The sequence below is a fragment of the Aeromonas sp. NJAU223 genome (genome assembly GCF_051125555.1).
GTDB lineage: Bacteria > Pseudomonadota > Gammaproteobacteria > Enterobacterales > Aeromonadaceae > Aeromonas > Aeromonas veronii_G.
Genome location: NZ_CP144204.1, coordinates 65,001 through 90,686, shown reverse-complemented (window position 1 = coordinate 90,686; position 25,686 = coordinate 65,001). Strand labels below are relative to the sequence as shown.

The 25,686-nt window shown below is 61.8% G+C and carries 20 protein-coding genes, 1 tRNA gene and 2 rRNA genes (1 of these 23 cut by a window edge); 6 read left to right on the top strand and 17 right to left on the bottom strand.

Annotated elements, in window-relative coordinates:
* Nucleotides 1-34: 34 nt before the first annotated feature.
* The 3 genes from rhlB to VZC39_RS00405 are packed head-to-tail and all read left to right on the top strand — an operon-like array spanning nt 35 to nt 3,089.
* Nucleotides 35-1,321: an ATP-dependent RNA helicase RhlB gene (gene rhlB, locus VZC39_RS00415; RefSeq protein ID WP_434664898.1), complete on the top strand. Its 1,287-nt coding sequence runs from the start codon at nt 35-37 to the stop codon at nt 1,319-1,321.
* 14 nt (nt 1,322-1,335) lie between these two features.
* Complete coding sequence (gene gppA, locus VZC39_RS00410; RefSeq protein ID WP_434664896.1) at nt 1,336-2,826, top strand: guanosine-5'-triphosphate,3'-diphosphate diphosphatase; 1,491 nt, start codon at nt 1,336-1,338, stop codon at nt 2,824-2,826.
* Nucleotides 2,827-2,846: 20 nt separating this feature from the next.
* Nucleotides 2,847-3,089, top strand: coding sequence for a Rho-binding antiterminator (locus tag VZC39_RS00405; protein ID WP_434664894.1), 243 nt, complete (start codon nt 2,847-2,849; stop codon nt 3,087-3,089).
* Between the two features lie 54 nt (nt 3,090-3,143).
* Here VZC39_RS00405 and VZC39_RS00400 read toward each other — a convergent pair whose 3' ends face one another.
* The 4 genes from VZC39_RS00400 to VZC39_RS00385 all read right to left on the bottom strand — a co-directional run bounded on the left by VZC39_RS00400 (nt 3,144) and on the right by VZC39_RS00385 (nt 10,364).
* Nucleotides 3,144-3,902: a class I SAM-dependent methyltransferase gene (locus tag VZC39_RS00400; RefSeq protein WP_434664892.1), complete on the bottom strand. Its 759-nt coding sequence runs from the start codon at nt 3,900-3,902 to the stop codon at nt 3,144-3,146.
* A gap of 51 nt (nt 3,903-3,953) precedes the next feature.
* Complete coding sequence (locus VZC39_RS00395) at nt 3,954-6,518, bottom strand: putative bifunctional diguanylate cyclase/phosphodiesterase (protein WP_434664890.1); 2,565 nt, start codon at nt 6,516-6,518, stop codon at nt 3,954-3,956.
* A gap of 205 nt (nt 6,519-6,723) precedes the next feature.
* The gene (gene prlC, locus VZC39_RS00390; RefSeq protein ID WP_349920510.1) at nt 6,724-8,766 is read right to left on the bottom strand and encodes an oligopeptidase A; all 2,043 of its coding nucleotides are present in this window, start codon (nt 8,764-8,766) and stop codon (nt 6,724-6,726) included.
* A 143-nt stretch (nt 8,767-8,909) separates the two neighbouring features.
* Nucleotides 8,910-10,364: a PLP-dependent aminotransferase family protein gene (locus VZC39_RS00385; RefSeq protein WP_434664888.1), complete on the bottom strand. Its 1,455-nt coding sequence runs from the start codon at nt 10,362-10,364 to the stop codon at nt 8,910-8,912.
* A gap of 133 nt (nt 10,365-10,497) precedes the next feature.
* Between VZC39_RS00385 and VZC39_RS00380 the strand changes: the two genes are divergently transcribed.
* Together VZC39_RS00380 and VZC39_RS00375 are read left to right on the top strand one after the other, a co-directional pair.
* A complete protein-coding gene (locus VZC39_RS00380) occupies nt 10,498-11,538 on the top strand; it encodes a TlpA family protein disulfide reductase (RefSeq protein WP_434664886.1) in 1,041 nt (346 codons plus the stop codon).
* A 66-nt stretch (nt 11,539-11,604) separates the two neighbouring features.
* Nucleotides 11,605-13,635, top strand: a complete 2,031-nt coding sequence (locus VZC39_RS00375; protein WP_434664885.1) for a protein-disulfide reductase DsbD family protein — start codon at nt 11,605-11,607, stop codon at nt 13,633-13,635.
* Nucleotides 13,636-13,687: 52 nt separating this feature from the next.
* On the opposite strand, the gene hemB is transcribed toward VZC39_RS00375, so the two are convergent.
* From hemB to VZC39_RS00325, 10 genes are all read right to left on the bottom strand, one after another.
* Nucleotides 13,688-14,710, bottom strand: coding sequence for a porphobilinogen synthase (gene hemB, locus VZC39_RS00370; RefSeq protein ID WP_434664883.1), 1,023 nt, complete (start codon nt 14,708-14,710; stop codon nt 13,688-13,690).
* Between the two features lie 3 nt (nt 14,711-14,713).
* Nucleotides 14,714-15,499 carry a TatD family hydrolase gene (locus VZC39_RS00365; protein WP_434664881.1) on the bottom strand — a complete coding sequence of 262 codons (786 nt, stop codon included), beginning with the start codon at nt 15,497-15,499 and terminating at the stop codon, nt 14,714-14,716.
* A gap of 135 nt (nt 15,500-15,634) precedes the next feature.
* Nucleotides 15,635-16,390 carry a twin-arginine translocase subunit TatC gene (tatC, locus tag VZC39_RS00360; protein ID WP_434664880.1) on the bottom strand — a complete coding sequence of 252 codons (756 nt, stop codon included), beginning with the start codon at nt 16,388-16,390 and terminating at the stop codon, nt 15,635-15,637.
* Complete coding sequence (gene tatB, locus VZC39_RS00355) at nt 16,387-16,851, bottom strand: Sec-independent protein translocase protein TatB (RefSeq protein WP_434664879.1); 465 nt, start codon at nt 16,849-16,851, stop codon at nt 16,387-16,389. The genes tatC and tatB overlap by 4 nt, the downstream gene beginning before the upstream one ends.
* A gap of 3 nt (nt 16,852-16,854) precedes the next feature.
* Nucleotides 16,855-17,103, bottom strand: coding sequence for a Sec-independent protein translocase subunit TatA (gene tatA, locus VZC39_RS00350; protein WP_349920502.1), 249 nt, complete (start codon nt 17,101-17,103; stop codon nt 16,855-16,857).
* Between the two features lie 54 nt (nt 17,104-17,157).
* On the bottom strand, nt 17,158-18,798 hold the full coding sequence (ubiB, locus tag VZC39_RS00345; RefSeq protein WP_434664877.1) for a ubiquinone biosynthesis regulatory protein kinase UbiB: 1,641 nt from the start codon (nt 18,796-18,798) through the stop codon (nt 17,158-17,160).
* Nucleotides 18,798-19,406 carry a ubiquinone biosynthesis accessory factor UbiJ gene (locus VZC39_RS00340; protein ID WP_434664875.1) on the bottom strand — a complete coding sequence of 203 codons (609 nt, stop codon included), beginning with the start codon at nt 19,404-19,406 and terminating at the stop codon, nt 18,798-18,800. Before VZC39_RS00340 ends, ubiB begins: the two co-directional genes overlap by 1 nt.
* A gap of 8 nt (nt 19,407-19,414) precedes the next feature.
* Nucleotides 19,415-20,167, bottom strand: coding sequence for a bifunctional demethylmenaquinone methyltransferase/2-methoxy-6-polyprenyl-1,4-benzoquinol methylase UbiE (ubiE, locus tag VZC39_RS00335; protein ID WP_434664873.1), 753 nt, complete (start codon nt 20,165-20,167; stop codon nt 19,415-19,417).
* 153 nt (nt 20,168-20,320) lie between these two features.
* A complete protein-coding gene (gene crcB, locus VZC39_RS00330; RefSeq protein WP_349920498.1) occupies nt 20,321-20,698 on the bottom strand; it encodes a fluoride efflux transporter CrcB in 378 nt (125 codons plus the stop codon).
* A gap of 90 nt (nt 20,699-20,788) precedes the next feature.
* Nucleotides 20,789-22,054 carry a cytosine deaminase gene (locus tag VZC39_RS00325; protein ID WP_349920497.1) on the bottom strand — a complete coding sequence of 422 codons (1,266 nt, stop codon included), beginning with the start codon at nt 22,052-22,054 and terminating at the stop codon, nt 20,789-20,791.
* Between the two features lie 148 nt (nt 22,055-22,202).
* On the opposite strand from VZC39_RS00325, the gene VZC39_RS00320 reads away from it, so the two are divergent.
* Nucleotides 22,203-22,406, top strand: coding sequence for a hypothetical protein (locus VZC39_RS00320; RefSeq protein ID WP_349920496.1), 204 nt, complete (start codon nt 22,203-22,205; stop codon nt 22,404-22,406).
* A gap of 41 nt (nt 22,407-22,447) precedes the next feature.
* Here the strand turns inward: VZC39_RS00320 and VZC39_RS00315 are convergent.
* The 3 genes from VZC39_RS00315 to VZC39_RS00305 all read right to left on the bottom strand — a co-directional run.
* Nucleotides 22,448-22,523: transfer RNA gene (locus VZC39_RS00315), tRNA-Thr, on the bottom strand.
* A 47-nt stretch (nt 22,524-22,570) separates the two neighbouring features.
* Nucleotides 22,571-22,685: ribosomal RNA gene (gene rrf, locus VZC39_RS00310) — 5S ribosomal RNA — on the bottom strand.
* A gap of 119 nt (nt 22,686-22,804) precedes the next feature.
* Nucleotides 22,805-25,686 (bottom strand): 23S ribosomal RNA (locus tag VZC39_RS00305); it runs 7 nt beyond the window's last position.

Sequence of the window (25,686 nt, the reverse complement as noted above, 5' to 3'; positions counted from 1 at the left end):
TATTATTGCAAGCCTAACCTGATAACCTACCGCCATGAGCAAAACACATCTAACGACCGAAAAATTCGCCCAAATGGGCCTCGAACCCGAAGTTCTGGCTGGTCTGGAATCAAAGGGATTTCACTATTGCACCCCCATCCAGGCGCTGTCTCTGCCACTGCTGGTAGAAGGCCATGACCTGGCCGGTCAGGCCCAGACGGGAACCGGCAAAACCCTCGCCTTCCTGGCTGCGACCTTCAACTATCTGTTGACCCATCCGCTGACCAAACCGCGCCTCATCAACCAGCCACGCGCCATCATCATGGCCCCGACCCGTGAGCTGGCGGTGCAGATCCACAACGATGCCGAGAGCATGGCGGCCTCGACCGGCCTGAAGCTCGGCCTCGCCTACGGTGGCGAAGGATACGACAAGCAGCTGGCCGTGCTGGAGCAGGGTGTCGACATCCTGATCGGCACCACGGGCCGCATCATCGACTACTTCAAGTCCAAGGTCATCGATCTCGGCAACATCCAGGTCATCGTCTTGGACGAAGCGGATCGCATGTTCGATCTCGGCTTCATCAAGGACATCCGCTTCCTGTTCCGCCGCATGCCCCCCGCCACCGAGCGTCTGAGCATGCTGTTCTCCGCCACCCTCTCCCTGCGGGTGCAGGAGCTGGCCTACGAGCACATGAACCACCCGGAACACGTGCAGGTCGAGCCGGAGCAGATGACCGGTGTGCGCATCAAGGAGGAGCTGTTCTACCCCTCCAACGAAGACAAGATGCTGCTGCTGCTCTCCCTGATGGAAGAGGAGTGGCCGGAGAAGGCCATCGTCTTCGCCAACACCAAGCATGTATGTGAAGACGTCCACGCCTGGCTGGAGAACGACGGCCACCGCGTTGGTCTGCTGACCGGCGATGTGCCCCAGAAGAAGCGGATGAAGATCCTGGAAGAGTTCACCAAGGGTCAGCTGGACATCCTGGTCGCCACCGACGTGGCCGCCCGCGGTCTGCACATCCCGGACGTGACCCACGTCTTCAACTACGACCTGCCCGACGACGCCGAAGACTACGTACACCGTATCGGTCGTACCGGTCGCGCCGGCAAGAGCGGTCACTCCATCAGCCTGGCCTGTGAAGACTATGCCTTCAACCTGCCGGCCATCGAGGAGTACATCCATCATCCCATCCCGGTCAGCAAGTATGACCGCGAGGCGCTGCTGGATGATGTGACCGCCCCGAAACGGGTGTTCCGCAATCGTCAGCCGGTGAACCGCAACATGCGTGATCGCCAGGGTGGCAACAGCAACAACCGCCGCCGTCCGCCCCGCAAGAACTGACAGGACAGGCCCAGTTGCACAACTCGCCGCTCTATGCCGCCATCGACCTCGGCTCCAACAGCTTTCACATGCTGGTGGTGCGCGAGGTCGCCGGTGCTCTGCGCACCGTCACCAAGGTCAAGCGCAAGGTTCGCCTCGCCGCCGGTCTCGATTCGGAATTTCGCCTCAGCCGCGCCGCCATGGAGCGGGGCTGGGACTGTCTGCGCCTGTTCTCAGAGCAGTTGCAGGACATTCCGTCCGACAACATCCGGGTGGTGGGCACCGCCACCTTGCGCCTCGCCACCAACGTCGACGAGTTCCTGAGCGAAGCGGAACGGGTGCTCAACCACAGCATCGAGATCATCTCGGGCGAGGAAGAGGCCAAGACCATCTACGAGGGGGTCTCCTGGACCTCCGCCGGGGAAGGCAACCGGCTGGTGATCGACATCGGCGGCGCCAGCACCGAACTGGTGATCGGCGAGCACAGCGAGGCCAAACTCCTCAACAGCCTGCACATGGGTTGCGTCACCTGGCTCAACAATCACTTCGGTGACGGCGAGCTCTCCGAGACCCGTTTCAACCAGGCCATCGCCAGCGCCAAGACGGTGCTGGAAAACGTGGCCGAGGATTACAAGACCCTCGGTTGGCGCACCTGCGTCGGTGCCTCCGGTACCGTACAGGCGCTGCAGGAGATCATGCTGGCCCAGGGCAAGAGCGAACGAGTCACCCTGCCGAAGCTGCAGGAGCTGATGGGTCAGGCCATCGCCTGCGGCAAGCTGGACCAGCTTCAGCTGGAAGGGCTGGCAGCCGAACGGCTGACCGTGTTCCCCTCCGGCCTCGCCATCCTCATAGCCATCTTCGAGACTCTCGGCATCGAGAGCATGACCCTCGCCGGTGGCGCATTGCGAGAGGGGCTGATCTACGGCCTGCTCGGCAACAATCACGACTGTGACGCCCGGGATCGTACCGCCGACAGCCTGATCAACCGCTATCAGCTCGACAAGGAACATGCCGAGCGGGTACGCGACACCGCCGTCGAGGCCTTCAACCAGTTGCAGCCGGCCTGGCGTCTCTCCCGACGCTATGGTCGCCCCATACTCCGTTATGCCGCCCTGTTGCACGAGATCGGGCTCTGCATCGAGTACAAGAAGGCCCCGCAACACGCGGCCTACATCATCGACAACATCGACATGCCGGGCTTCACCCCGGCCCAGAAGAAGCTGTTGTCGGCCCTGCTGCTCAACCAGCGGGATGATTTCAAGCTGGAGCAGCTGGAGAAGCAGGGGGCCGTCACCGGTCGCCAGGCGATCCGGCTGGCCCGCATCCTGCGCATCGCCCTCATCCTCTGCATGCGTCGCACCCAGGGCACGGTCCCCCGTTTCACCCTGGAGGCCAGCGAGGATGCCCTGACCCTGACCCTGCCCAAGGGCTGGCTGGACGAACACTACCTGCGGGCCAGCGAGCTGCGCCTGGAAGTGGAGCGCCAGCAGAAGATGGGTTGGGCCACCCGTTTGCTGGAAGCCTGAACACTCCCAAAGGAAGCACCATGACGGATTATCAACCCATCAGCTGTGACCTCTATGACTGGCTCGAAATCGCCGCTCGCTGGCAACTGCCGGTGACGCTCACCGACCGCAGTGGCCGGCAGTGGGAGGACAAGGTGCAGACCATAGTGGCGAAAGAGGGGATTGAATACCTGTTGCTGACCAGCGGAGAGCGGCTCAGCCTGGCGGAGCTGGCGACCCTGGCCCTCGTCTGGCAGGGGGAAGAGAAACTTGTCCGTTTCTAGTCGGATAATGTAAAGAGGGCCCGCACTGCGGGCCCTCTTCGTATGGGGTCACGGTCAACCGGCCAGCGCCGCCATCACATAGACGTCGAAGCGGTTGCTCTTGGTCTCGATGGCCATGCTGGGTTTGTGCTCGTTGAGCCAGCCCGCGTAGTCGGGCCGCTTTACCACCACCCGTCGGGTCGCCATCTTGAGCGCCGCCGGCAGCAGCGCATCCGCATCGAGATCCGGCCCCACCAGGGACTGGAACACCCGCATCTCTTTTTTCACCAGCGCGGATTTCTGCTTGTGGGGGAACATGGGATCCAGATAGACAACCTCCGGCCGTTCGCTCAATGCCAGCAGGTTGTCCACCGCCGGCCCTTGCAGCAACTGCATCCGCTCGCTCACCCAGCCCCCGATCTCGGGATCCCGGGCCGCCCGCGTCAACCCATCCTGCAGCAGGGCCGCCACCACGGGGCTGCGCTCGATCAGGGTCACCCTGCAACCAAGAGAGGCCAGCACGAAGGCATCACGGCCAAGCCCGGCGGTGGCATCCACCACGGTCGGCATGGCCCCCGCCTTCAGTCCTACCGCCTTGGCAATGGACTGGCCACGACCACCACCGAACTTGCGCCTGTGTGCCACCGCCCCTTCCACGAAGTCCACGTAGACAGCCCCCAGCTTGGGCTCGTCCAGCTTGCGCAGCTCCAGCCGCGCCTCTGTCAGTACCAGGGCGAAGGGAGCGGGAAACTCCACGTCGGCCAGGCGCTGGCGCAGGGCGTCGAGCTCCCCTTCCCGGGCGGGCACTTCACTGAAAACCTGAATACGGGGCATAACGATGACTCATGGCGGCATGGAGCCGAGCATGATAACAGAAGCGGAAGATCAGCTCACGATGGTGAGATTGGCCAGGTTCATTCCCTGCCGGTTGAGGGTCAGGTACTCCGTCAGATCCTCGAATGGCAGCGGCCGGCTGAGCAGATAGCCCTGGGTGAAGGCGCACCCTTTCTGACAGAGGAAGTTGAGTTGCTCCCGGGTTTCCACCCCTTCGATCACCACCTGCATGCCGAGGTTGTGCACTATGTTGATGATGCCGTCCAGCAGCAGCCTGTCCTGCTCGTTGAAGGGAATATGGCGCACGAAGGAGCGATCTATCTTCACCAGATCCACCGGGAAGGTACGCAAATAATTGAGCGCCGAGTAGCCGGTACCGAAGTCGTCGATGGCCAGCTTGCAACCCGCCTCGCGCAGGGCGTCGATCCGCACCCTGTGCTGATCGCTGCTCTCCATCAAGAGAGATTCGGTGATCTCGATGATGATGTCCCTGGGGTCCAGGCCGAAGTGACGGATCACCCGCAGCCATTCGTTGGCCTCCGGATCTATGGTCTGGAACTCCAGGGTGGAGCGGTTGATGGACATCTGCAGATCCGGGAAGCCGGATTTTTGCAGTCGTGCCAGATCCCGGCACGACTGCCACAACACCAGAGCGCCCAGCCCCTGCATCAGCCCGGCCTCCTCCGCCAGCGGGATGAAGTCCGCCGGTGACACCTGGCCCCAATGGGGGTGATACCAGCGCACCAGCGCCTCCAGCTTGGCCACCCGGCCGCTACGGTTGTCCCAGATGGGCTGATAGGCCATGGTCAGTTGCGACAGCTTGATGGCCTCCGCCAGATCCTGCTGCATCTGGTGGCGCTGGCTCACCTCCTCCCGCATGGAGGCGCTGTAGGTGCCCAGGGTTCGGCCCTGCCGCTTGGCGACGAACAGCGCCTGTTCGGCGTTGCGCAGCAGCTCGTCGCTGTCCGCCCCATCGTAGGGACAGAGTGTGATCCCCAGGGTTGCCGTCACGTAGAGGTGCTGATTGGCCAGCATGAAGGGTCTGGCGAAGCCGCCGATCACCTGTTTGGCGAACACCTCGGCCTGGCGGCGGTTGACGATGCCGGGCACCAGGAAGGCAAATTCATCCCCGCCGATGCGGGCCACCAGATCCTCGGTGCGCACCCGGCTCACCAGCCGATCCGACACTTCCCGCAGCAGGGCATCACCCACGTGGTGATCCATGCTGTTGTTGACCGCCTTGAAGTTGTTGAGGTCCAGCACCATGAGAGCGAAGCGCTCCCCCCGCTCGCAGAAACGGGCAAGGCAGCGACCAAACAGCCAGCGGTTGGGCAGGCCGGTCAGGTTGTCGTAGTTCGCCTGGGCCGCGATTTTCTGCTCCGCCAGCTTGGTCTGGGAGAGATCGCTGAAGATGGCGATGTACTGGCTGATCCGGCCCCCTTCCCGCAGGGCGCTGACCATCAGTTGCTGGGGGTAGAGCTTGCCGTTCTTGCGCTTGTTCCACACCTCCCCACGCCAGATCCCTACCCGCTCCAGGGCGTGGTACATGTCGGCGTAGAAAGTCTGATCGTGCAGTCCGGATTTGAGCAGGCTGGGGCGCTGGCCGCAGGCCTCCTCCTCGCTGTAACCGGTGATCCGCTCGAATGCGGGATTCACCGAGATGATGCGGCTCTCCCCGTCACACACCAGGATGGCTTCGGAGAGGTTGTCATAGACCCGGTGGGAGAGCTTGAGCTGCTCGCTGTGACGCTTGATGGGATCGATGTTCTCCAGCACCAGCATCAGATAATCGGGGTGCAACTGCTCGTTGCGAATGAGGGTGACGGTCACGCGCCCCCACAGCACCGAACCATCCCGGTGTCGGTAACGCTTCTCCTGGGTGAAAGCGGGGCGTTCTCCGCGCCGGATCTCCTCGTAGAGCGGGAGGCTCGCCTGCCAGTCTTCCGGGTGGTTGAACTCGGCGGCGGTGCGGTTCAGCAACTCGTCCGGACGATAGCCCAGCATCTTCTCGATGGCCGGGTTGATCCAGAGAATCCGCCCGTCCAGGTCCATCTTGCCGATGCCCACGGGGGCGTGGGACATCATGGTATCCAGCACCTGCATGGCGCCCGGCCCCATGGATTGCGAAGGGGCCTGCTGCTGGTACATCAGGGCCAGCTCGCGACCGGCGATGGGGGCCAGCAGCCTCAGCAGCTGCATGATCTTGTCCATGCTCGGCATCGCCTGCTTGAACATGACGCTGCACAGCCCCAGGGTCTCCCCCTGGGCATTCTTCAGCGCAATGCCGGCATAGCCACGGATCTGCCAGAACTCCAGCACGGCGGCATGGGGAAACAGCTGGCAGGTGCAATCGTTGAACCAGGCTTCCCCTTGCTGCATGACGATCTCCCCCGGGGTACTGGCGAGGGGAAAACTGTAAGAGCCGATGTCGAGGGAGGCGGGATAGGCGGCATGGATGGTGAAGAACAGGCCGGTCTGGTCCTGTCCCGAAATCAGGACGAGATCCGCCCCCACCGAGCTGGCGATCTCACTCACAAAAGTATCGAAAAATCCCTTGCCACTCAGATGAGACAAGCTGGAGATGATTTGATAGACAGACTCGAGTGCTCGCCTCATGGCAAGTGGCTTTCTCTCCTTGGAAACTAGAACCCGACTCTACTGGAAGAGGCGGTGGCTGTGCAAACATGCTATCGGCAAGATATTAAAAAGCCTTGAAAAAAGGGACCATGCGGTCCCTTTTTATCTTAAAAATCATGCCGGGATCCCACTCTGCCCAAGCCAAGTACCTGCTTGAAGCTCATCTCGGCGCAGGGCTGACACATCAGGCGGCGATACCGCTGTGTCGCAGCAACGCATCCACCTGGGGCTCTCGGCCCCGGAAGGCGCGGAACAGCTCCATGGGTTCTTTCGACCCGCCCTTCTCCAGAATATTTTTCAGGAAGGCCTGGCCGGTGGCCGCGTTGAAGATCCCCTCTTCCTCGAAGCGGGAGAAGGCATCGGCGGAGAGCACTTCCGCCCACTTGTAGCTGTAGTAACCCGCCGCATAACCGCCGGCGAAGATGTGGGAGAAGCTGTGCTGGAAGCGGTTGAACGCCGGCGGCGTCATCACGGCGACCTGGCTGCGCACCTGATCCAGCAGGGTCGGCACCAGCTCGGGATTGGCCGGATCGAACTCCTGGTGCAGACGGAAGTCGAACAGGGCGAACTCCAGCTGGCGCAGCATCTGCATGGCCGCCTGGAAGTTACGGGCGGTCAGCATCTTCTCCAGCAGATCCGCGGGCAGCGGCTCGCCTGTTTCGTAATGACCGGAGATAAAGGCCAGCGCCTCGGACTCCCAGCACCAGTTCTCCAGGAACTGGCTCGGCAACTCCACCGCATCCCAGGCCACGCCGTTGATGCCAGCGACCCCGGCCACGTCGATCTGGGTCAGCATGTGGTGAATGCCGTGGCCAAACTCGTGGAACAGGGTCACCACTTCGTCGTGGGTGAACAGGGCGGGCTTGCCATCCACGGGGCCGTTGAAGTTGCAGGTCAGATAGGCCACCGGCTTTTGCAGGGAGCCATCCTGGCGATAGCGACGACCCAGGCAGACATCCATCCAGGCGCCGCCTCGCTTGTGCTCGCGGGCATAGAGATCGAGGTAGAAGCTGCCACGCAACTCGTCCTCTCCGTCAAAGATGTCGTAGAAGCGCACGTCCGGATGCCAGGTATCGATACCGAGGCGCTCGCGCACCTTGACCCCGAATACCCGGCGCACCACCTCGAACAGCCCTTTCACCACCTTGCCGGCGGGGAAGTAGGGGCGCAGTTGCTCGTCGGAGATGGAGAACTTGTGCTGCTTGAGCTTCTCCGCGTAGTAGGGGATGTCCCAGGCCGCCAGCTCGCTCTGACCGAAGTGCTCGGCAGCGAAGGTCCGGATCTCTTCCAGCTCGGCCTTGCCCTGGGGCAGGGACTTGGCGGCGAGGTCGGTGAGGAATCCCACCACCTGTTCAGTCTTGTCCGCCATCTTGGTGGCCAAGGAGAGCTCGGCATAGTTGCCAAAGCCGAGCAGCTGGGCCAGCTCCCGGCGCAGGGTGAGCAGTTCCGTCATGATGGCGGAGTTGTCCCACTTGCCGGCGTTGGGGCCCTGATCCGAGGCGCGGGTGGTGAAGGCCTCATACAGCTCGGCACGCAGGGTGCGGCTGTCGGCATACATCATCACCGGCAGGTAGGAGGGGATGTCCAGGGTGAACAGCCAGCCCTGCTGACCCTTGTGCTCCGCCAGCTGGCGAGCGGCGGCCAGGGCGCTGGCGGGCAGACCGGCCAGTTCGGCCTCATCGGTCACCAACTTGTTCCAACCCATGGTCGCGTCCAGCACGTTGTTGCTGAAACGGGAAGCCAGGTCGGAAAGACGGGCCTGGATCTCGCCATAGCGCTGCTGCGCCTCGGCAGGCAGACCGATACCGGACAAGCGGAAATCACGCAGGGTATTCTGGATCTCCTTGCGCTGGGCACCGCTCAGCAGGGGGAAGTCATCGCTCTCAGCCAGCTCGCGATACGCCTGATAGAGTCCTTCATGCTGGCCGACATAGGTCTGGAACTCGGAGAGCAGCGGCAGGCAGGCATCATGGGCCTCCCGCAGTGCCTCGCTGTTCTGCACGGCGTTGAGGTGGCTCACCGGCGACCAGATGCGTCCCAGCCGGTCATTGACCTCTTCCAGGGGGGCGATCAGGCTGTCCCAGGTGTGGGGCTCGCGCCGGGCCAGCACGTCATCAATCTTCTGTTTGCAGTCGGCGATGGCCTGCATGACGGCAGGCTGCACCTGTTCAGGCTGGATCTGGCTGAAGGGAGGCAGCGAGTCCATGGTCAGCAAAGGGTTGTTCATCTGCGGTACCTCTAAAATGCTCTGCAGCCCCTGCCGTCCAGAAGCTTGCTTGGACCATCTAAGATGTAGGCAGAAACCCCATTTATCAAGCCTTTGCCGCCAGTAACAGGGCCAAGTACCCACTTTTCGCGACCTCTTGCCTATTAAACCGTCCGATCTGGCATAGATGGCGGGGAAAGCGCACCCTCCTGGCCTGCGCCTTGCTCGATCTGTCGCATCAGCTGGGTGCAGCACGCCTCCAGCCCCTCTTGCGGCAGATTGGTGATCCCCAGCAGCAGACCCGATCTCGCTCGCGCCGGGTCTGCGAACCAGACGGACAGGGGGGCTGGCGCCAGTCCGGCAGCCTGGGCCCGGCGCACGATGGCGACATCATCGCAGCCCTGAGGCAGGTGAAGCAGCAGTGCCAGCCCCGCCATGGTGACCGTCTCGGCAGACACCGGCAAGGCCTGTTGCAGCGCCGCCGCCCGCGCACGGTAGATACGCTTCATCCTGCGCAAGTGACGCAGATAGTGTCCCTTGCGCATGAACTCAGCGAGCGCCCACTGGCTGGCCACCGAGGCGGCAGGGGCGAGTGCGGCGGCCACCTCCCCCATCTTGCTGGCCAGGGCCGGTGGCACCACCATGAAGCCGAGACGCAGGCCCGGACTGATAGTCTTGCTGAAGGTACCGACATAGATGACCCGGCCATGGCGATCCAGGGAGGCCAGGGCTGGCGCCGCCCGGCCGGTGAGTTGCAGCTCGCTCAGGTAATCATCCTCGATGATCCAGCCGCCGCGGCTGGCGGCCCACTCCAGCAACCGGTGGCGGCGGGCGAGGGAGAGGGTCATGCCCAGCGGCGCCTGCTGGCCGGCAGTGACTATGGCCAGCGCGGCGTCCGCCGCACGGGCTATCCCCTCGTCAACATCGAGCCCCTGTGCATCGACCGGGACAGGCACAGGCGTCACACCCGCCATGGCGAGCGCCATCCGCGACAGTGGATAGCCAGGATCCTCAATCCAGGCCTCTTTCCCCTGCAAGCCGAGGCCGTGGACAAGCAGTCCGAGGGCACCGCTATACCCCGAGGTGATGAGGATCTGGGCTGGTGAGCTGCTGATCCCGCGAGCCACGGACAGATAGGCGGCGATCTCGGTGCGCAGTGTCAGCTCGCCGCGGGGATCCGGATAGCTGACCGTTGCCATGGCGGCCTGACTGGCAGCCTGGGCCGCCACCCGGGACCAGAGCTTGCCGGGAAAACCGTCCTGCGCAGGTACGCCGACCTGGAATACCCGAGGGCGCTCGCCGAAGGGATGTTGATAGAGCTCGGGCAAGGGGTTGGATTGCCCCCCGAGATCGGGCGGCGAGTCCATCGGCAGGCACTGGCCGACGAAGGTGCCCGCCGCCCCCTGCGAGACGATCAGCTGCTCATCGATCAACCGCTCATAGGCGGCACGGACTGTGCCCCGCGCGACCCCGAGCTGGATACTCAGATCCCGCCATGAGGGCAGCCTGGCCCCCGCGTAGAGCGAGCCCTGGCGGATCGACTGGCCGATGGCCGTGGCGATCTGGTCAGCCAGCGAGCTCCCGGCTTCGCGCCGCAGCGCTATGTGCAGCTCAGTCATGGGCACTGGCCAATGTCCGCGACGGTACAGTGAAAACAGACATTCATGGTCCTTATTAATGGACTGTCAAACTGACTAAAATGTGTCATTAAACCATCCTCGGTACATGTTCGAAAGTCGTAAGGAGTCCATCTTGCCCCTGCCCTCACTGACCAAACCCCTCGCCACCCTGTTGCTCCTGCTCGGCATCAGCCAGCCAGTCTGGGCGGACGACAACAGCTACGACGCCGAAGGCGAGCGACGCGCCAAGAGCGCAGGCAGCGCCCTGATCGGCCAACCTGCCCCGGCGGTCAAGCTGACCACTTTGGACGGAAAACAGCTCGATCTGACCGAACTCTACGGGAAAAAGCCGGTCTATCTGAAATTCTGGGCCACCTGGTGCGTGCCTTGTCGCCAGCAGATGCCGGGCTTTGAGGCCATAGAGCAGAAGTTTGGCGACCAGATCCAGGTGATCGCCGTCAACACCGGCTTCTCTGACGACGCCGACGCCATCCGTGCCTACCGCAAGGAGCTGGGCCTGACCATGCCCATCGCCATCGATGACGGCACCCTGGCAACCGCGCTGAACCTGAGGGTCACCCCCCAGCATGTGGTGATCGGGCGCGATGGCAAGATCATGCATGTGGGCCATCTGGAGGATCAGGCACTGCACACAGCGCTACAACAGGCTATCTCCGAAGAGTCACAGCCCATCGCCCGGGCCACCAGCGCCAGCACTGCCCCTACCTTCGCCGTGGGCGACAAGGTGAGCGGTCTCGGCATCACCACGCTGGGCGGCCGCAAGCTGGACCTAGGCGCCGCGAACCAGAAGCCGCGCGCCATCGTTTTCTTCGCCCCCTGGTGCGAATCCTACCTGGCCGAGAGCCGTCCGCAGACCGCCAAGAACTGCCAGTTCGTGCGCGAAGAGGCCGAGAAGCTGATGGCGAACGAGAAGGGCGTCGAGTGGCTGGGGGTCTCCTCCGGACTCTGGGTCTCGGTGGCCGATCTGCAGGATTACCGGAAGAGTGCGGGCAGCACTCTGCCGCTGGCACTGAACGAAGATGATTCCCTGTTCCGTGCCTTCGGGGTGCGCGACATCCCCAGCGTGGTGCTGCTGGATAGCCAGGGCCGTATCGCCCGCATCCTGAGCCCGCAGGATCGCGACCTGGCCGACGCAATCAAGGGCCTGAAGTAACCGTCAGCCGTCATGGACACCGGCCCCACTGGCTGGTGTCTTTTTTTCTCCCGCACGAAGAGACCCATGAAACTCGACACCCTGAAGCGGTTGCTGCTTTGGCTCTGCCTGAGCGCCCCCATGCTGGCCGCAGCCGATATGCCCGGCGCCGAGGAGGTGCTGATCGCCTCTTCCCTGCATGCCGCCAGCCCCACCCCCGCCGCCAACGGCACCACCACCCTGGCGATCAGGATGACCCCCCAAGGAGAATGGCACGGCTACTGGAAACAGCCGGGGGATGTCGGCCTGGCCCCCAGGCTGACCTGGCACCTGCCCGATGGCGTCAGCGTCGGCGAGGTGGCCTATCCGCTCCCCCAGACCCTGCTGATCGACGGCATCATGAACCATGTCTACGACCAACCCTACGCGCTGCTGGCGGAGCTCTCCATCGCCGAGGGGATGGCCCTGGGCACCCAACTGCCGATCCGCCTCGACATGCAGTATCTGGCCTGCCGTCACGACGCCTGCGTCCCGGAGCGCGCCAGCCTGCAGATCACGCTGCACGTCGGCCACGGCGAACCCGACGCAGCCCTCGCCGCCGACTTTGCCAAGTGGCGTCAGGCGCTGCCCAGACCGCTCGGCTCCCCCGTCGGCTTCACTGTCGATGAGCAACGGCTGCGCCTCGAGGTACCGCTCCCCGCCAGCATAGAGGTCGACGAGCCGCACCTCTTCAGCGCCACCAGACAGGCCATCGTCGATGCCGCCCCCCAGCGGTTTGAACGCCGGGGCGATCTGCTCATCGTCGAGACCCGGGCAGGAGCCAAGCCGACCGAGGCATTCGAGGCGACCCTGACGCTCGGCAACGGCCTGGGGCTGGATCTGGACGCCCGGCTTGCCGCCGCTCCGGCCAAAGGTGGGAGCGGTGCAACCGCCCTGCTGCTGGCGCTGGCCGGGGCGATCGCCGGTGGCCTGCTGCTGAACCTGATGCCCTGCGTCTTCCCCATCCTCAGTCTCAAGGCGATGAGCCTGGCACGGGCAGGAACCAGCGCCCGTGCCGCGCGGCGCGAGGCGCTGGCCTACACCGCCGGGGTGATGGCGACCTGCATGCTGCTCGGTGGCGTGCTGCTGGTCATGCGGGCGGGCGGTGCCCAGCTCGGTTGGGCCTTCCAGCTGCAGGATCCACGCATGATACTGCTGTTGCTGCTGCTGACCTGCGTCATCGCCTTCAACATGGCCGGCCTGTTTGAGCTGAGCACTCTCGACGCCGGAGCCGGACTGACCCGGCGCGACGGCGCCGCCGGGGCGTTCTGGACCGGCGCCCTCGCCGCCTTCGTCGCCACCCCCTGCACCGGCCCCTTCATGGCGGCGGCGCTCGGCACAGCCCTGATCCTGCCACCCCTGGCGGGCATGCTGGTGTTCGCCGGGCTGGGTCTTGGCATAGCCCTGCCCTTCCTGTTGCTGGGATTTGTCCCGGCCCTGCAGCGCCGGATGCCGAAACCAGGGCTCTGGATGGCGACCCTTCGCCGCTTGCTCGCCGTCCCCATGTTCCTGACCATGCTGGCGCTGTCGTGGGTGCTCGGCCAACAGGTGTCCGCCAACGCGCTGACCGCCAGCCTTGGCTGTGCCATGCTGCTGACGTTCGGCCTCTGGCTGACCGGCCTGCGCCAGCGAGCGATGAAGCCGCGGGCCTGGCTGCCTGCGCTCTTGGCTGCCGTTCTCGTCATCCCTCTCGGCCTGAGCCAGATGAGCGAGCGCGCCACCCAGCCCCAACCCGCAAACAGGATCGCCTTCGACCCAGCCAAGCTGGAAGCCCTGAGAGCGGGAGACAAGCCGGTGTTCCTCTACTTCACCGCCGATTGGTGCATGACCTGCAAGGTCAACGAGCGGGTCGCCATCGATCGCCGCGCCACGGAACAAGCCTTGGCCGAGGCGGGCGTCGAGGTGATGCGGGGGGACTGGACCCAAGGCGATCCCGGGATCACCGCCTTCCTGGCACAGCACGGTCGCTCCGGTGTGCCGCTCTACCTCTGGTATGTACCTGGCCAGCGCGAGCCCAGGGTACTTCCCCAGGTGCTCGGCCCGGACAGCCTGATCGATCAGGCTCGCGCCCAGCCCTGAAAAGCAAAATGCCAGTCGTATCGACTGGCATTTTTTCATTCGCTCAAACCGTTCAGCTCCGGCGAGCGTCTTCCTGCAGCCACTGGGCCACCCGCTTGGCGAAGTAGGTGAGGATGCCGTCGGCCCCTGCCCGCTTGAAGCAGACAAGGGATTCCAGGATGCACTCCTTCTCCTTCAACCAGCCGTTCTGGATGGCGGCCATGTGCATGGCGTACTCGCCACTCACCTGATAGGCGAAGGTCGGCACCCCGAACTGGTCCTTGACCCGGCGGATCACGTCCAGATAGGGCATGCCCGGCTTGACCATGACGCTGTCGGCCCCTTCCTGGATGTCCAGTGCCACCTCGTGCAGGGCCTCGTTGTCGTTGGCCGGATCCATCTGATAGGTGGCCTTGTTGCTCTTGCCGAGGTTGCCGGCGGAGCCCACCGCATCGCGGAACGGGCCGTAGTAGCAGGAGGCGTACTTGGCGGAGTAGGCCATGATCTGCACGTTGACGAAGCCGTTCTCCTCCAGTGCGGCGCGGATCGCGCCGATGCGGCCATCCATCATGTCGGACGGTGCCACTATGTCGGCGCCGGCGGCGGCATGGGAGAGCGCCTGCTTCACCAGGATCTCGGTGGTGATGTCGTTTTGCACATAGCCTTCGTCATCGATGATGCCGTCCTGGCCGTGGGTGGTGAAGGGATCCAGCGCCACGTCGGTGATGACCCCGAGTTCCGGGAAGCGCGCCTTGAGGGCACGGGTGGCGCGCTGGGCCAGGCCGTCGGGGCTGTAAGCCTCCTCCGCCATCAGGCTCTTGCTTTGAAGCGGCGTCACCGGGAACAGGGCGATGGCGGGCACGCCGAGAGCCACCAGTTCCGCGGCCTCTTCCAGCAGCAGGTCGATGGAGAGGCGATCCACTCCGGGCATGGAGGCGACGGCCTCGCGCTGGTTCACCCCCTCCAGCACGAACACCGGATAGATGAGGTCATCGACGGTCAGCGTATTTTCACGTACCAGACGACGGCTGAAGTCATTCTTGCGCACCCGGCGCAGGCGGCGGCCCGGGAAGGCGCCCGGAAGAGTAGTTGCCATGAGTCACTCCTGGAGTGGAAGTTGGAAGAACGCGGCTGAGGTGGCCCGGGTGTGGGCCAGCAAGGCCTCGGGCGTCTCACCACGACAGGCCGCCACCACCTTGGCGATGTGCGGCAGATAAGCAGGTTCGTTGCGTTTGGGTCTGGGCTTCAGATCCCGTGGCACCAGATAGGGGGCGTCGGTCTCTATCATCAACCGGCCGGCCGGGATCCGCGCCACCTGTTCGCGCAGCAGCTGACCACGGCGCTCGTCGCACAGCCAGCCGGTCACGCCGATATGCAGCCCCAGCGCCAGACACTCGTCCAGTTCGGCATCGGCGCCGGTGAAGCAGTGCAGCACGGCGCCGGGCAGACGCGGCAACCAGGGCCGCAGGATCTCGATGAAACGCCCGTGAGCATCCCGGCAGTGCAGGAACACCGGCATGTTCAGCTCGGCAGCCAGCGCCAGCTGGGCGTCGAATACCGCATCCTGTACCGGCCGGGGCGAGAAGTCGCGGTTGTAGTCGAGACCGCACTCGCCGATGGCCACCACCTGGGGCAGGGCAGCCAGCTCACGCAAGGCAGGCAGAGTCTGCGCATCGACGCTCGACGCGTCGTGGGGATGCACCCCGGCGGTGGAGAAGCAGTAGCCCGGCCAGCGGGCGGCCAAGGCGGCGCTCTCCCGGCTGCCCGCCAGGCAGGTGCCGGTGAGGATCAACCCCTCGACCCCGGCAGCGCGGGCGCGGTTCACCAGCTCGACCTGTTCGCCGGCAAACTGGGGACTGGTGAGGTTGATTCCGATGTCGATCATGGGATGAGCATTTCCAGATAAAGAGGCTGTATATCAGGCATTTGAAAACCATCTACAGGATGGGGCCTTACCATACGCTTGTGCGGGGGGCATGAAAAGAGGAAGGGAGCCTGGGCTCCCCTCCTGTGTCGGCAATTAATGCTCTTCGTCCACCTGCGCCTGCTCGGCGGCATCGTCCTTCTTCACGTAGAAACGGGCGAAGAAGAGGCCGAGCTCCCACAGCGCCCACATGGGGATCGCCAGCAGGGTCTGGGAGAAGACATCGGGAGGCGTCAGCAACATGCCCACCACGAAGACCCCGACGATGACGTAGGGGCGCTTCTCCTTGAGGCTCTTGGGCGTGGTCACTCCGGTCCAGCACAGCAGTATGGTGGCGATGGGGATCTCGAACGCCACCCCGAACGCGAAGAACAGGGTCAGCACGAAGTCCAGGTAGCTGGCGATGTCCGTTGCCACCGTGACCCCGGCGGGAGCCGTGCTGGTGAAGAAGCCGAACACCAGCGGAAACACCACGTAATAGGCGAACGCCATGCCGGCATAGAAGAGCACGGCACTGGAGGCGACCAACGGCAGGACCATGCGCCGCTCATGCTGGTACAACCCGGGCGCGATGAAGGCCCAGGCTTGATACAGCAGATAGGGAATGGCCACGAAGAAGGAGACCATCAGGGTCAGCTTGATGGGCGTGATGAAGGGGGTCGCCACGTCCGTCGCTATCATGCTGGTGCCTTCCGGCAGCTGGCTGAGCAGCGGCTGGGCCACGAAGTCATAGATGTTGTTGGAGAAGTAGATGAGCCCGACAAACACCAGCAAGATGGCCAGAATGGAGCGCATCAACCGGGTTCTCAACTCCACCAGGTGGCTGATCAGGGGTTGCTCGGCCTGACTCATGACTTCACCTCCTGGTTCTCTTTCACCAGAGGAGTGGGCACGGCGTCGAGCTGAGGAACTGCCTCTGCCTCCGCTTCTGCCTCAGGCAGGGCCTGGGGCGCCGGAGCGGTAATGGGCTCAGGCGCTGGCGTCACCGGGGGACGGATCTCGTTCTGTGGCTCGGGTTGCGGCTGGTAGGGGCGATTCACCGACTGGGCCGCCGTCTTCAACTGCTCGATGGACTCCTGCAGCTCGGGGCTCAGGTTGCTCATCTTCAGGGTTTCGGCCTTTTTCAGGTCATTGTGCAGCTCTTGCAACTTGAGCTCCTGCTCCAGCTCGGACTTCACCGAGTTGGCCGTGCTGCGAATGAGCTTGATCCAGTGGGCTGCCGTACGGATGGCGCCGGGCAGCCGTTCCGGCCCCAGCACCACCAAGGCCACCACGGCGATGACGACCAGCTCCCAAAAACCGATGTCGAACATGGCTTAGGCCTGATCTTTGTCTTTCTGCTTGGTGGTGTCGGCGCTGTTGGCCGTCTCGTTCAGTTGCTTTGGCGGAAACTCCGCATCCTTCTGCTCGGGCTTGGCATCGGCCGGATCGTCGGACAGCGCCTTCTTGAAGCCCTTGACCGCCGCACCCAGATCACCGCCGATCCCGCGCAACTTCTTGGTGCCGAACAGCAGCACCACGATGACTGCGATGATCAACAACTGCCAGATACTGATACCACCCATGATATTTCTCCAAAATTGGCGCCAGTCGGCGCATTTGAGCGTTTAGCGGAAAGATTAGTGTGAGCGGGCCTTCAGCCAGCCGAGTACCCAGCATACACCGGCGCCGGCTAGCGTTATTTGTCCCCACTCAATGTGTTGTCTCTGGGTCAGCAAGAATACACCCGCAAGCAACAGGCTGGCTCCAACCCCTAAGAGGTAGCGCGCCTGCCCCTGGCGGCGGCTGTGCTTACGAAAATCGGCGAACATCTGATCGAAATGGTGTTGCTGATGGCGCGCCTGACGCAGGGTCTCGTAGACCAGCTCAGGCAGTTCCGGCAGCTTCTCGGCCCAGAACGGCGCCTTTTCTTTGATGGCGTTCAGCACGGCCTTGGGGCCCACCTGCTGATGCATCCAGCTCTCCAGATAGGGCTTGGCGGTCTGCCACAGATCCAGCTGGGGATAGAGTTGACGCCCCAGCCCTTCTACGTAGAGCAGGGTCTTCTGCAGCAGCACCAGCTGTGGCTGCACCTGCATGTTGAAGCGGCGGGCGGTGTTGAACAGGTTGAGCAACACGTGGCCGAAGGAGATCTCGGACAGGGGCTTCTCGAAGATGGGCTCCAGCACGGTGCGGATGGCGAACTCGAACTCGTCCACCTTGGTATCGGCAGGCACCCAGCCGGACTCCACGTGCAGCTCCGCCACCCGGCGATAGTCCCGGTTGAAGAAGGCGAGGAAGTTCTCCGCCAGGTAGCGCTTGTCTTCCCGGTTCAGCGTCCCGACGATGCCACAGTCGATGCCGATCCAGAGGGGGTTCTCCGGGTGCTCATACGAGACGAAGATGTTGCCCGGGTGCATGTCGGCGTGGAAGAAGCTGTCCCGGAACACCTGGGTGAAGAACACCTCCACCCCGCGCTCCGCCAGCAGCTTCATGTTGGTGCCGTTGGCTGCCAGCGCCTCGATGTCGGACACCGCGATGCCATAGATGCGCTCCATCACCAGCACCTGCTCGCGGCAGTGTTCGGTGAACACCTCGGGCACATAGAGGGCGTCGGAGCCGGTGAAGTTGCGGCGCAGCTGGATGGCGTTGGCCGCCTCGCGCATCAGGTTCAGCTCGTCGAGTATGGTCTTGCGATACTCCTCCACCACCTCCACCGGACGCAGTCGGGCGCTCTGGGGCACGAAGCGCGCGGCCAGTTTGGCTACCGCCTGCATCAGGCGCAGGTCCGCCTCGATGATGGGTTCGATGTCCGGGCGGATCACCTTGATGACGATCTCGCGGCCATTCTCCTTCAATCTGGCGGTGTGCACCTGGGCGATAGAGGCGGACGCCAGCGGCGTCTCGTCGAAGTCGTCGAACAGGGTCTCGATGGGGCAGCCCAGGCTCGCCTCTATCTGACGGCGGGCGGCCTGACCGCAGAAGGGAGGCACCCTGTCCTGCAGCAGCGCCAGCTCCTCGGCGATGTCCGGCGGCAACAGATCCCGCCGGGTCGACAGCATCTGGCCAAACTTGATGAAGATGGGGCCCAGCGCCTCGAAGGCGAGGCGGATGCGGGCACCGCGATTGAGGGTCGGCTGCTTGTTCTTGAGCCAGAACAGGCTGCGGCGCAGCAGGCGTCCCGGCCAGGGTTGATAGCGGGCGGGCACCAGCTCATCGATACCCTGCTCCAGCAGAATGCTGACGATGCGATAGAGGCGTTTGAACTCTTTCGGAGTCATCAGCTCACCCGTTGTTCGAGGCGGGCCAGTCGCAACTCGACCGCCTTCATGTGCTGGGCCAGCAACTCGACATCGTCGTTGAAACTGGCGACCTCCAGCGGACCCGGCGCGACTCTGGCCTCTTCGGTCAGGTACTCCGCCAGCTGACGCTGGCTGCGGCACAGCTCGCGCCCCACCAGACGACGCGCCTGACGGGCACCGCTGCACAGGGTATGGGCCAGCACGTCACCGGTGTAACGGGAGAGCTCCTCCTCCCAGTCGATATCCAGCTCCCCCAGCAAAGCGCTGAAGGCCTGTACCAGCTGGGGATCGCCGCTCAGATCGAGCCGCTCCTCGCGGATATAGCGGGTCAGGGAAGAGGGATCCTTGAGCAGACCCAGGGCCGTCAGGGAGAGGCTCAGCACCGCATCGGCCTCCCCTTCAAACCGGGCCAGCACATCGAGGCGACGCTCGGAGAACACGAACCAGAGTGGCTTGAGCTCACGCAGCTCCAGCTTGAGCACCTTGCCCGCCAGCTTGCGCAGCCGCTCAGAACTCTGCTTGTCGAGGGCCAGCAACTGGTTGAGGCTGGTTTCGATCACCGCGGTGACCATGGCATCCATCGGCATAGGCAACCTTAAAACTTGTAACCACGGTGCAGGGCGACCACGCCCTGGGTCAGGTTGTAGAAGTCCACCTGATCGAAACCGGCATTCTCCATCATCCCCTTCAGGGTCTGCTGATCCGGGTGCATGCGAATGGACTCCGCCAGGTACTTGTAGCTCTCGCTGTCGTTCGCCACGATCTCGCCCATCTTGGGCAATAGCTTGAAGGAGTAAAGGTCATAGAGCTTGGCGATCACCTCGCTCTCGGGCTTGGAGAACTCCAGCACCAGCAGGCGTCCACCTGGCTTGAGTACCCGGTACATGGAAGCCAGCGCCTTGTCCTTGTCGGTGACGTTGCGCAGGCCGAAGCCAATGGTGATGACATCGAAGTGATTGTCCGGGAAGGGCAGCGCCTCGGCATTGGCCTGCACGTAGGAGACGTTGTTCGCCACCCCCAGGTTGCGCAGCTTGTCGCGGCCCACCTTCAGCATGGAGTCGTTGATGTCCGCCAGCACGACCTGGCCCGTTTCACCGACGATGCGGGAGAACTTGGCAGTCAGATCACCGGTACCACCGGCCAGATCCAGCACTTTCTGTCCTTTACGCACACCGGAGCAGTCGATCGTAAAGCGCTTCCAGAGGCGGTGGATGCCGAACGACATCAGATCGTTCATCAGATCATACTTGGCCGCCACCGAATGGAAGACGCCGGCAACCAGAGTTTCCTTCTCGGTCGTCGCCACGGTTTTATAGCCAAAATGCGTAGTATTCGTCTGTTCCGACATCCCTCAAACACCCATAGAGCAAAGAATGGCCGTCAGTTTACCAGAGCAGTCAGCGTCCGGACACCTCGGAACCTGTTTACTGCCCGCTCAGAGGGCGGCCGGTCGGATGATATGGAGTGAGCCTTATCTTCCGGCAAGGGGACAAGGCATGCCTCAACCCCGGCTTGCCACCAACTGCATACCCAGCATCACCATGGCCAGGCAGAGGAAGAGGTTGAGGCCCATGTTGAGCAGCGCCTTGAGATAGGCGCCCTGCTGGGCCAGCAGCACGGTATCCAGCGCGAATGAGGAAAAAGTAGTCAACGCCCCCAGAATACCCACCATGAGCAGTGGTTTCATCGGGTGATCCGGCACATAGCCGTGGCTTATCAGGGCATAGGCCAATCCCATGATGAAGGAGCCGATGACGTTGACCGCCAGGGTGCCGTAGGGAAAATGGCGCCCCAGCAGCAATGCCATCAACTCGCCCATGCCAAAACGCAGACAGGCGCCGATCGCCCCGCCGGCGGCCACACATAACCAGGTTTGCATATCGATGGATTCCGTTGTGCCAAGCCAGTATTCGGGGATTATGCAAAAGCGCCGTCAGGGATGACAGGGCCAGGATCAATTCATCCAGGGTTAACGGCGAAAATCGACCGCCTCTTCCCTCGGCAGGTGCAGAGACGTCTGCGCGGGCCGGGTCTGGGCGATCACCCGTCCTCCCCGGACGGAGTAGCGCACCGGCACCTGCCGCCGCACCGCATCGAAGCCATTCTCCGCCGGCAGGATCACCAGGTTGGCGGGCTTGCCAACCTGGATGCCGTATCTGTCCTGCACGTTCAGGGTGCGGGCGCTGTGCTCGCCGATGAGCTTGAGGCTATCGTTGATCTGCTCGTAGCCCATGATCTGACAGACATGCAGTCCCATGTGCAGTACCTGCAGCATGTTGCCCGTCCCCATGGGGTACCAGGGGTCAAACACGTCGTCATGGCCGAAGCAGACATTGATGCCCGCCTCCAGCATCTCCTTCACCCGGGTGATCCCCCGGCGTTTGGGATAGGTATCGAACCGCCCCTGCAGATGGATATTCACCAGAGGGTTTGCCACGAAGTTGATCTCCGCCATGCGCAGCAGCCGGAACAATCGGGAGGCATAGGCGCCGTTGTAGGAGTGCATGGCGGTGGTGTGGCTGGCGGTGACCCGCTGACCCATGCCGCGCTCGTATGCGAGGGTGGCCAGGGTCTCGATGAAGCGGGACTGCTCGTCGTCGATCTCGTCGCAGTGCACATCGACCAGCACCCCGTATTGCTCCGCCAATACGAAGATGTGATGCAGGCTCTGCACCCCGTACTCCCGAGTAAACTCGAAGTGAGGAATGGCGCCGATCACATCGGCCCCCAGCCTGAGTGCCTCTTCCAGCAAGGCCTTGCCGTTGGGATAGGAGAGTATCCCCTCCTGCGGGAAGGCCACTATCTGCAGCTCGATCCACTCCTTCATCTCCTCGCGCACCTCCAGCATGGCCTTCAGCGCCACCAAGTGAGGATCCGAGACGTCCACATGGGTGCGCACGAACTGGATGCCGTTGGCCATCTGCCACTTGAGCGTCTGGATGGCACGACGCTTGACGTCCTCGTGAGTCAGCAGCGCCTTGCGCTCGGCCCAGCGTTCGATCCCCTCGAACAGAGTGCCCGACAGGTTCCAGTTCGGCTCGCCCGCCGTCTGGGTGGTATCCAGGTGAATGTGAGGTTCGATGAAGGGCGCGATGGCAAGACCGCCTTCCCCGTCCAGTTCGGCAACAGAGGGGAGAGGAGTCCCCATGGGCTCGATGGCCCGGATATGGCCACCTTCACAAAGGAGCTGCCAAAAACCCGTCTGCCCGGCCAGGCTCACATTCTTTATCAGCATGTTTTTATTCCCTATTTTAGGAAAATTCCGCCTTTTTCAGCCCATAACTTAGCTTGGATCAATTTACTAGAAAAGCGTTCACATTGAATACATATGAAATCGCCACCATTGATAAATATATAAACAACACAATAAAGAGGTGACGAGGATGAAACCTGGAATGACCGAAATAAGAAGTGCCGGCCTGTTTCACGAGTACTTGCAGACGCTGGGTATCGTCAAGCCCCCTTTGACATCGATCGAAAGGAGCTGGGAATACAAACGCGGTGAAAAGCTGGTCGCGGCCATCCAGATAGAGAAGTCGGGACAAGCCCGTTTCTACCTCGACGCCAGAAAGATATCGGTGAATTGAGAATGCAAAAAAGCCTCCCGACTGGGAGGCTTTCTTTTTAATGGTGCTGATACCCAGAATCGAACTGGGGACCTCATCCTTACCAAGGATGCGCTCTACCGACTGAGCCATATCAGCACACTAACCGGTAAAGACCACGCTCATCGCGCAATCTTGAAATGGGTGCCTGGCAGTGTCCTACTCTCGCATGGCGAATGCCACACTACCATCGGCGCTACCGCGTTTCACTTCTGAGTTCGGCATGGGATCAGGTGGTTCCACGGCGCTATGGCCGCCAGGCAAATTCTTAATCTAGAAAGCTGACGTGAATAACGATGTCGCTCTTGGCTCGTCGCTATCACTGAATTTGAGTAGTTCATGCACTTGCTACAAGGCCAGAAACACTTCTTGGGTGTTGTATGGTTAAGCCTCACGGGTAATTAGTATGGGTTAGCTCAACACGTCGCCGCGCTTACACACCCCACCTATCAACGTTGTGGTCTCCAACGGCCCTTTAGGACCCTCAAGGGGTCAGGGATGACTCATCTCAGGGCTCGCTTCCCGCTTAGATGCTTTCAGCGGTTATCGATTCCGAACTTAGCTACCGGGCAGTGCCACTGGCGTGACAACCCGAACACCAGAGGTTCGTTCACTCCGGTCCTCTCGTACTAGGAGCAACTCCCTTCAATCATCCAACGCCCACGGCAGATAGGGACCGAACTGTCTCACGACGTTCTGAACCCAGCTCGCGTACCACTTTAAATGGCGAACAGCCATACCCTTGGGACCGACTTCAGCCCCAGGATGTGATGAGCCGACATCGAGGTGCCAAACACCGCCGTCGATATGAACTCTTGGGCGGTATCAGCCTGTTATCCCCGGAGTACCTTTTATCCGTTGAGCGATGGCCCTTCCATTCAGAACCACCGGATCACTATGACCTACTTTCGTACCTGCTCGACCTGTCCGTCTCGCAGTTAAGCTGGCTTATGCCATTGCACTAACCTCCTGATGTCCGACCAGGATTAGCCAACCTTCGTGCTCCTCCGTTACTCTTTGGGAGGAGACCGCCCCAGTCAAACTACCCACCAGGCACTGTCCGCGAGCCCGATTCAGGGCCCTGCGTTAGAACATCAAACATACAAGGGTGGTATTTCAAGGACGGCTCCACGACAACTGGCGTCATCGCTTCAAAGCCTCCCACCTATCCTACACATGTAGGTTCAATGTTCAGTGCCAAGCTGTAGTAAAGGTTCACGGGGTCTTTCCGTCTAGCCGCGGGTACACCGCATCTTCACGGCGAATTCGATTTCACTGAGTCTCGGGTGGAGACAGCATGGCCATGGTTACACCATTCGTGCAGGTCGGAACTTACCCGACAAGGAATTTCGCTACCTTAGGACCGTTATAGTTACGGCCGCCGTTTACCGGGGCTTCGATCAAGAGCTTCGCTTGCGCTAACCCCATCAATTAACCTTCCGGCACCGGGCAGGTGTCACACCCTATACGTCCACTTTCGTGTTTGCAGAGTGCTGTGTTTTTGATAAACAGTCCCAGCCATCTGGTCACTGCGACTCCCGACAGCTCCATCCGCAAGGGACTTCACCATCAAGAGCGAACCTTCTCCCGAAGTTACGGTTCTATTTTGCCTAGTTCCTTCACCCGAGTTCTCTCAAGCGCCTTGGTATTCTCTACCCGACCACCTGTGTCGGTTTGGGGTACGATGACTTGTAATCTGAAGCTTAGAGGCTTTTCCTGGAAGCAGGGCATCAATGGCTTCCGCACCGTAGTGCGTTCGTCTCGTGTCTCAGTGTTGTGTCTCCGGATTTGCCTAGAAACACCACCTACGCACTTTCACCAGGACAACCGTCGCCTGGCCCACCTAGCCTTCTCCGTCCCCCCATCGCAATTACAAGTCGTGCAGGAATATTAACCTGCTTCCCATCGATTACGCCTTTCGGCCTCACCTTAGGGGTCGACTCACCCTGCCCCGATTAACGTTGGACAGGAACCCTTGGTCTTCCGGCGAGGAGGCTTTTCACCCCCTTTATCGTTACTTACGTCAGCATTCGCACTTCTGATATCTCCAGCATACCTCTCGATACACCTTCGCAGACTTACAGAACGCTCCCCTACCACTCACGCTTAGCGTGAATCCGCGGCTTCGGTGCCTGGTTTGAGCCCCGTTACATCTTCCGCGCAGGCCGACTCGACTAGTGAGCTATTACGCTTTCTTTAAATGATGGCTGCTTCTAAGCCAACATCCTAGCTGTCTGAGCCTTCCCACATCGTTTCCCACTTAACCAGAACTTTGGGACCTTAGCCGGCGGTCTGGGTTGTTTCCCTCTTCACGACGGACGTTAGCACCCGCCGTGTGTCTCCCGGATATTACTTACTGGTATTCGGAGTTTGCATGGGGTTGGTAAGTCGGGATGACCCCCTAGCCCAAACAGTGCTCTACCCCCAGTAGTATTCGTCCGAGGCGCTACCTAAATAGCTTTCGGGGAGAACCAGCTATCTCCGAGTTTGATTGGCCTTTCACCCCCAGCCACAGGTCATCCCCTAACTTTGCAACGTTAGTGGGTTCGGTCCTCCAGTTGATGTTACTCAACCTTCAACCTGCCCATGGCTAGATCACCCGGTTTCGGGTCTACACCTTGCAACTAGACGCCCAGTTAAGACTCGGTTTCCCTACGGCTCCCCTATACGGTTAACCTCGCTACAAAATGTAAGTCGCTGACCCATTATACAAAAGGTACGCAGTCACCCCGAAGGGCTCCCACTGCTTGTACGTACACGGTTTCAGGTTCTATTTCACTCCCCTCACAGGGGTTCTTTTCGCCTTTCCCTCACGGTACTGGTTCACTATCGGTCAGTCAGGAGTATTTAGCCTTGGAGGATGGTCCCCCCATGTTCAGACAGGATGTCACGTGTCCCGCCCTACTCGATTTCACATCAAGGTTGTTTTCGTGTACGGGGCTATCACCCTGTATCGCCGGCCTTTCCAGGACCGTTCCACTAACTTCCAAGATGCTTAAGGGCTAATCCCCGTTCGCTCGCCGCTACTGAGGGAATCTCGGTTGATTTCTTTTCCTCGGGGTACTTAGATGTTTCAGTTCTCCCGGTTCGCCTCCGTTAGCTATGTATTCACTAACGGATACCCAGCTTGTGCTGGGTGGGTTTCCCCATTCGGAAATCTGTGAGTAATAGCGTCTCTTACCGACTTCTCACAGCTTATCGCAGGTTAGTACGTCCTTCATCGCCTCTGACTGCCAAGGCATCCACCATGTACGCTTAGTCA

Coding starts and splice junctions, on each gene's coding strand:
- rhlB (WP_434664898.1), top strand. CDS start 35: ATGAGCAAAACACATCTAACGACCGAAAAATTCGCCCAAATGGGCCTC.
- VZC39_RS00405 (WP_434664894.1), top strand. CDS start 2,847: ATGACGGATTATCAACCCATCAGCTGTGACCTCTATGACTGGCTCGAA.
- VZC39_RS00400 (WP_434664892.1), bottom strand. CDS start 3,902: ATGCCCCGTATTCAGGTTTTCAGTGAAGTGCCCGCCCGGGAAGGGGAG.
- VZC39_RS00395 (WP_434664890.1), bottom strand. CDS start 6,518: ATGAGGCGAGCACTCGAGTCTGTCTATCAAATCATCTCCAGCTTGTCT.
- prlC (WP_349920510.1), bottom strand. CDS start 8,766: ATGAACAACCCTTTGCTGACCATGGACTCGCTGCCTCCCTTCAGCCAG.
- VZC39_RS00385 (WP_434664888.1), bottom strand. CDS start 10,364: ATGACTGAGCTGCACATAGCGCTGCGGCGCGAAGCCGGGAGCTCGCTG.
- VZC39_RS00375 (WP_434664885.1), top strand. CDS start 11,605: ATGAAACTCGACACCCTGAAGCGGTTGCTGCTTTGGCTCTGCCTGAGC.
- hemB (WP_434664883.1), bottom strand. CDS start 14,710: ATGGCAACTACTCTTCCGGGCGCCTTCCCGGGCCGCCGCCTGCGCCGG.
- VZC39_RS00365 (WP_434664881.1), bottom strand. CDS start 15,499: ATGATCGACATCGGAATCAACCTCACCAGTCCCCAGTTTGCCGGCGAA.
- tatC (WP_434664880.1), bottom strand. CDS start 16,390: ATGAGTCAGGCCGAGCAACCCCTGATCAGCCACCTGGTGGAGTTGAGA.
- tatB (WP_434664879.1), bottom strand. CDS start 16,851: ATGTTCGACATCGGTTTTTGGGAGCTGGTCGTCATCGCCGTGGTGGCC.
- tatA (WP_349920502.1), bottom strand. CDS start 17,103: ATGGGTGGTATCAGTATCTGGCAGTTGTTGATCATCGCAGTCATCGTG.
- ubiB (WP_434664877.1), bottom strand. CDS start 18,798: ATGACTCCGAAAGAGTTCAAACGCCTCTATCGCATCGTCAGCATTCTG.
- VZC39_RS00340 (WP_434664875.1), bottom strand. CDS start 19,406: ATGCCGATGGATGCCATGGTCACCGCGGTGATCGAAACCAGCCTCAAC.
- ubiE (WP_434664873.1), bottom strand. CDS start 20,167: ATGTCGGAACAGACGAATACTACGCATTTTGGCTATAAAACCGTGGCG.
- crcB (WP_349920498.1), bottom strand. CDS start 20,698: ATGCAAACCTGGTTATGTGTGGCCGCCGGCGGGGCGATCGGCGCCTGT.
- VZC39_RS00325 (WP_349920497.1), bottom strand. CDS start 22,054: ATGCTGATAAAGAATGTGAGCCTGGCCGGGCAGACGGGTTTTTGGCAG.
- VZC39_RS00320 (WP_349920496.1), top strand. CDS start 22,203: ATGAAACCTGGAATGACCGAAATAAGAAGTGCCGGCCTGTTTCACGAG.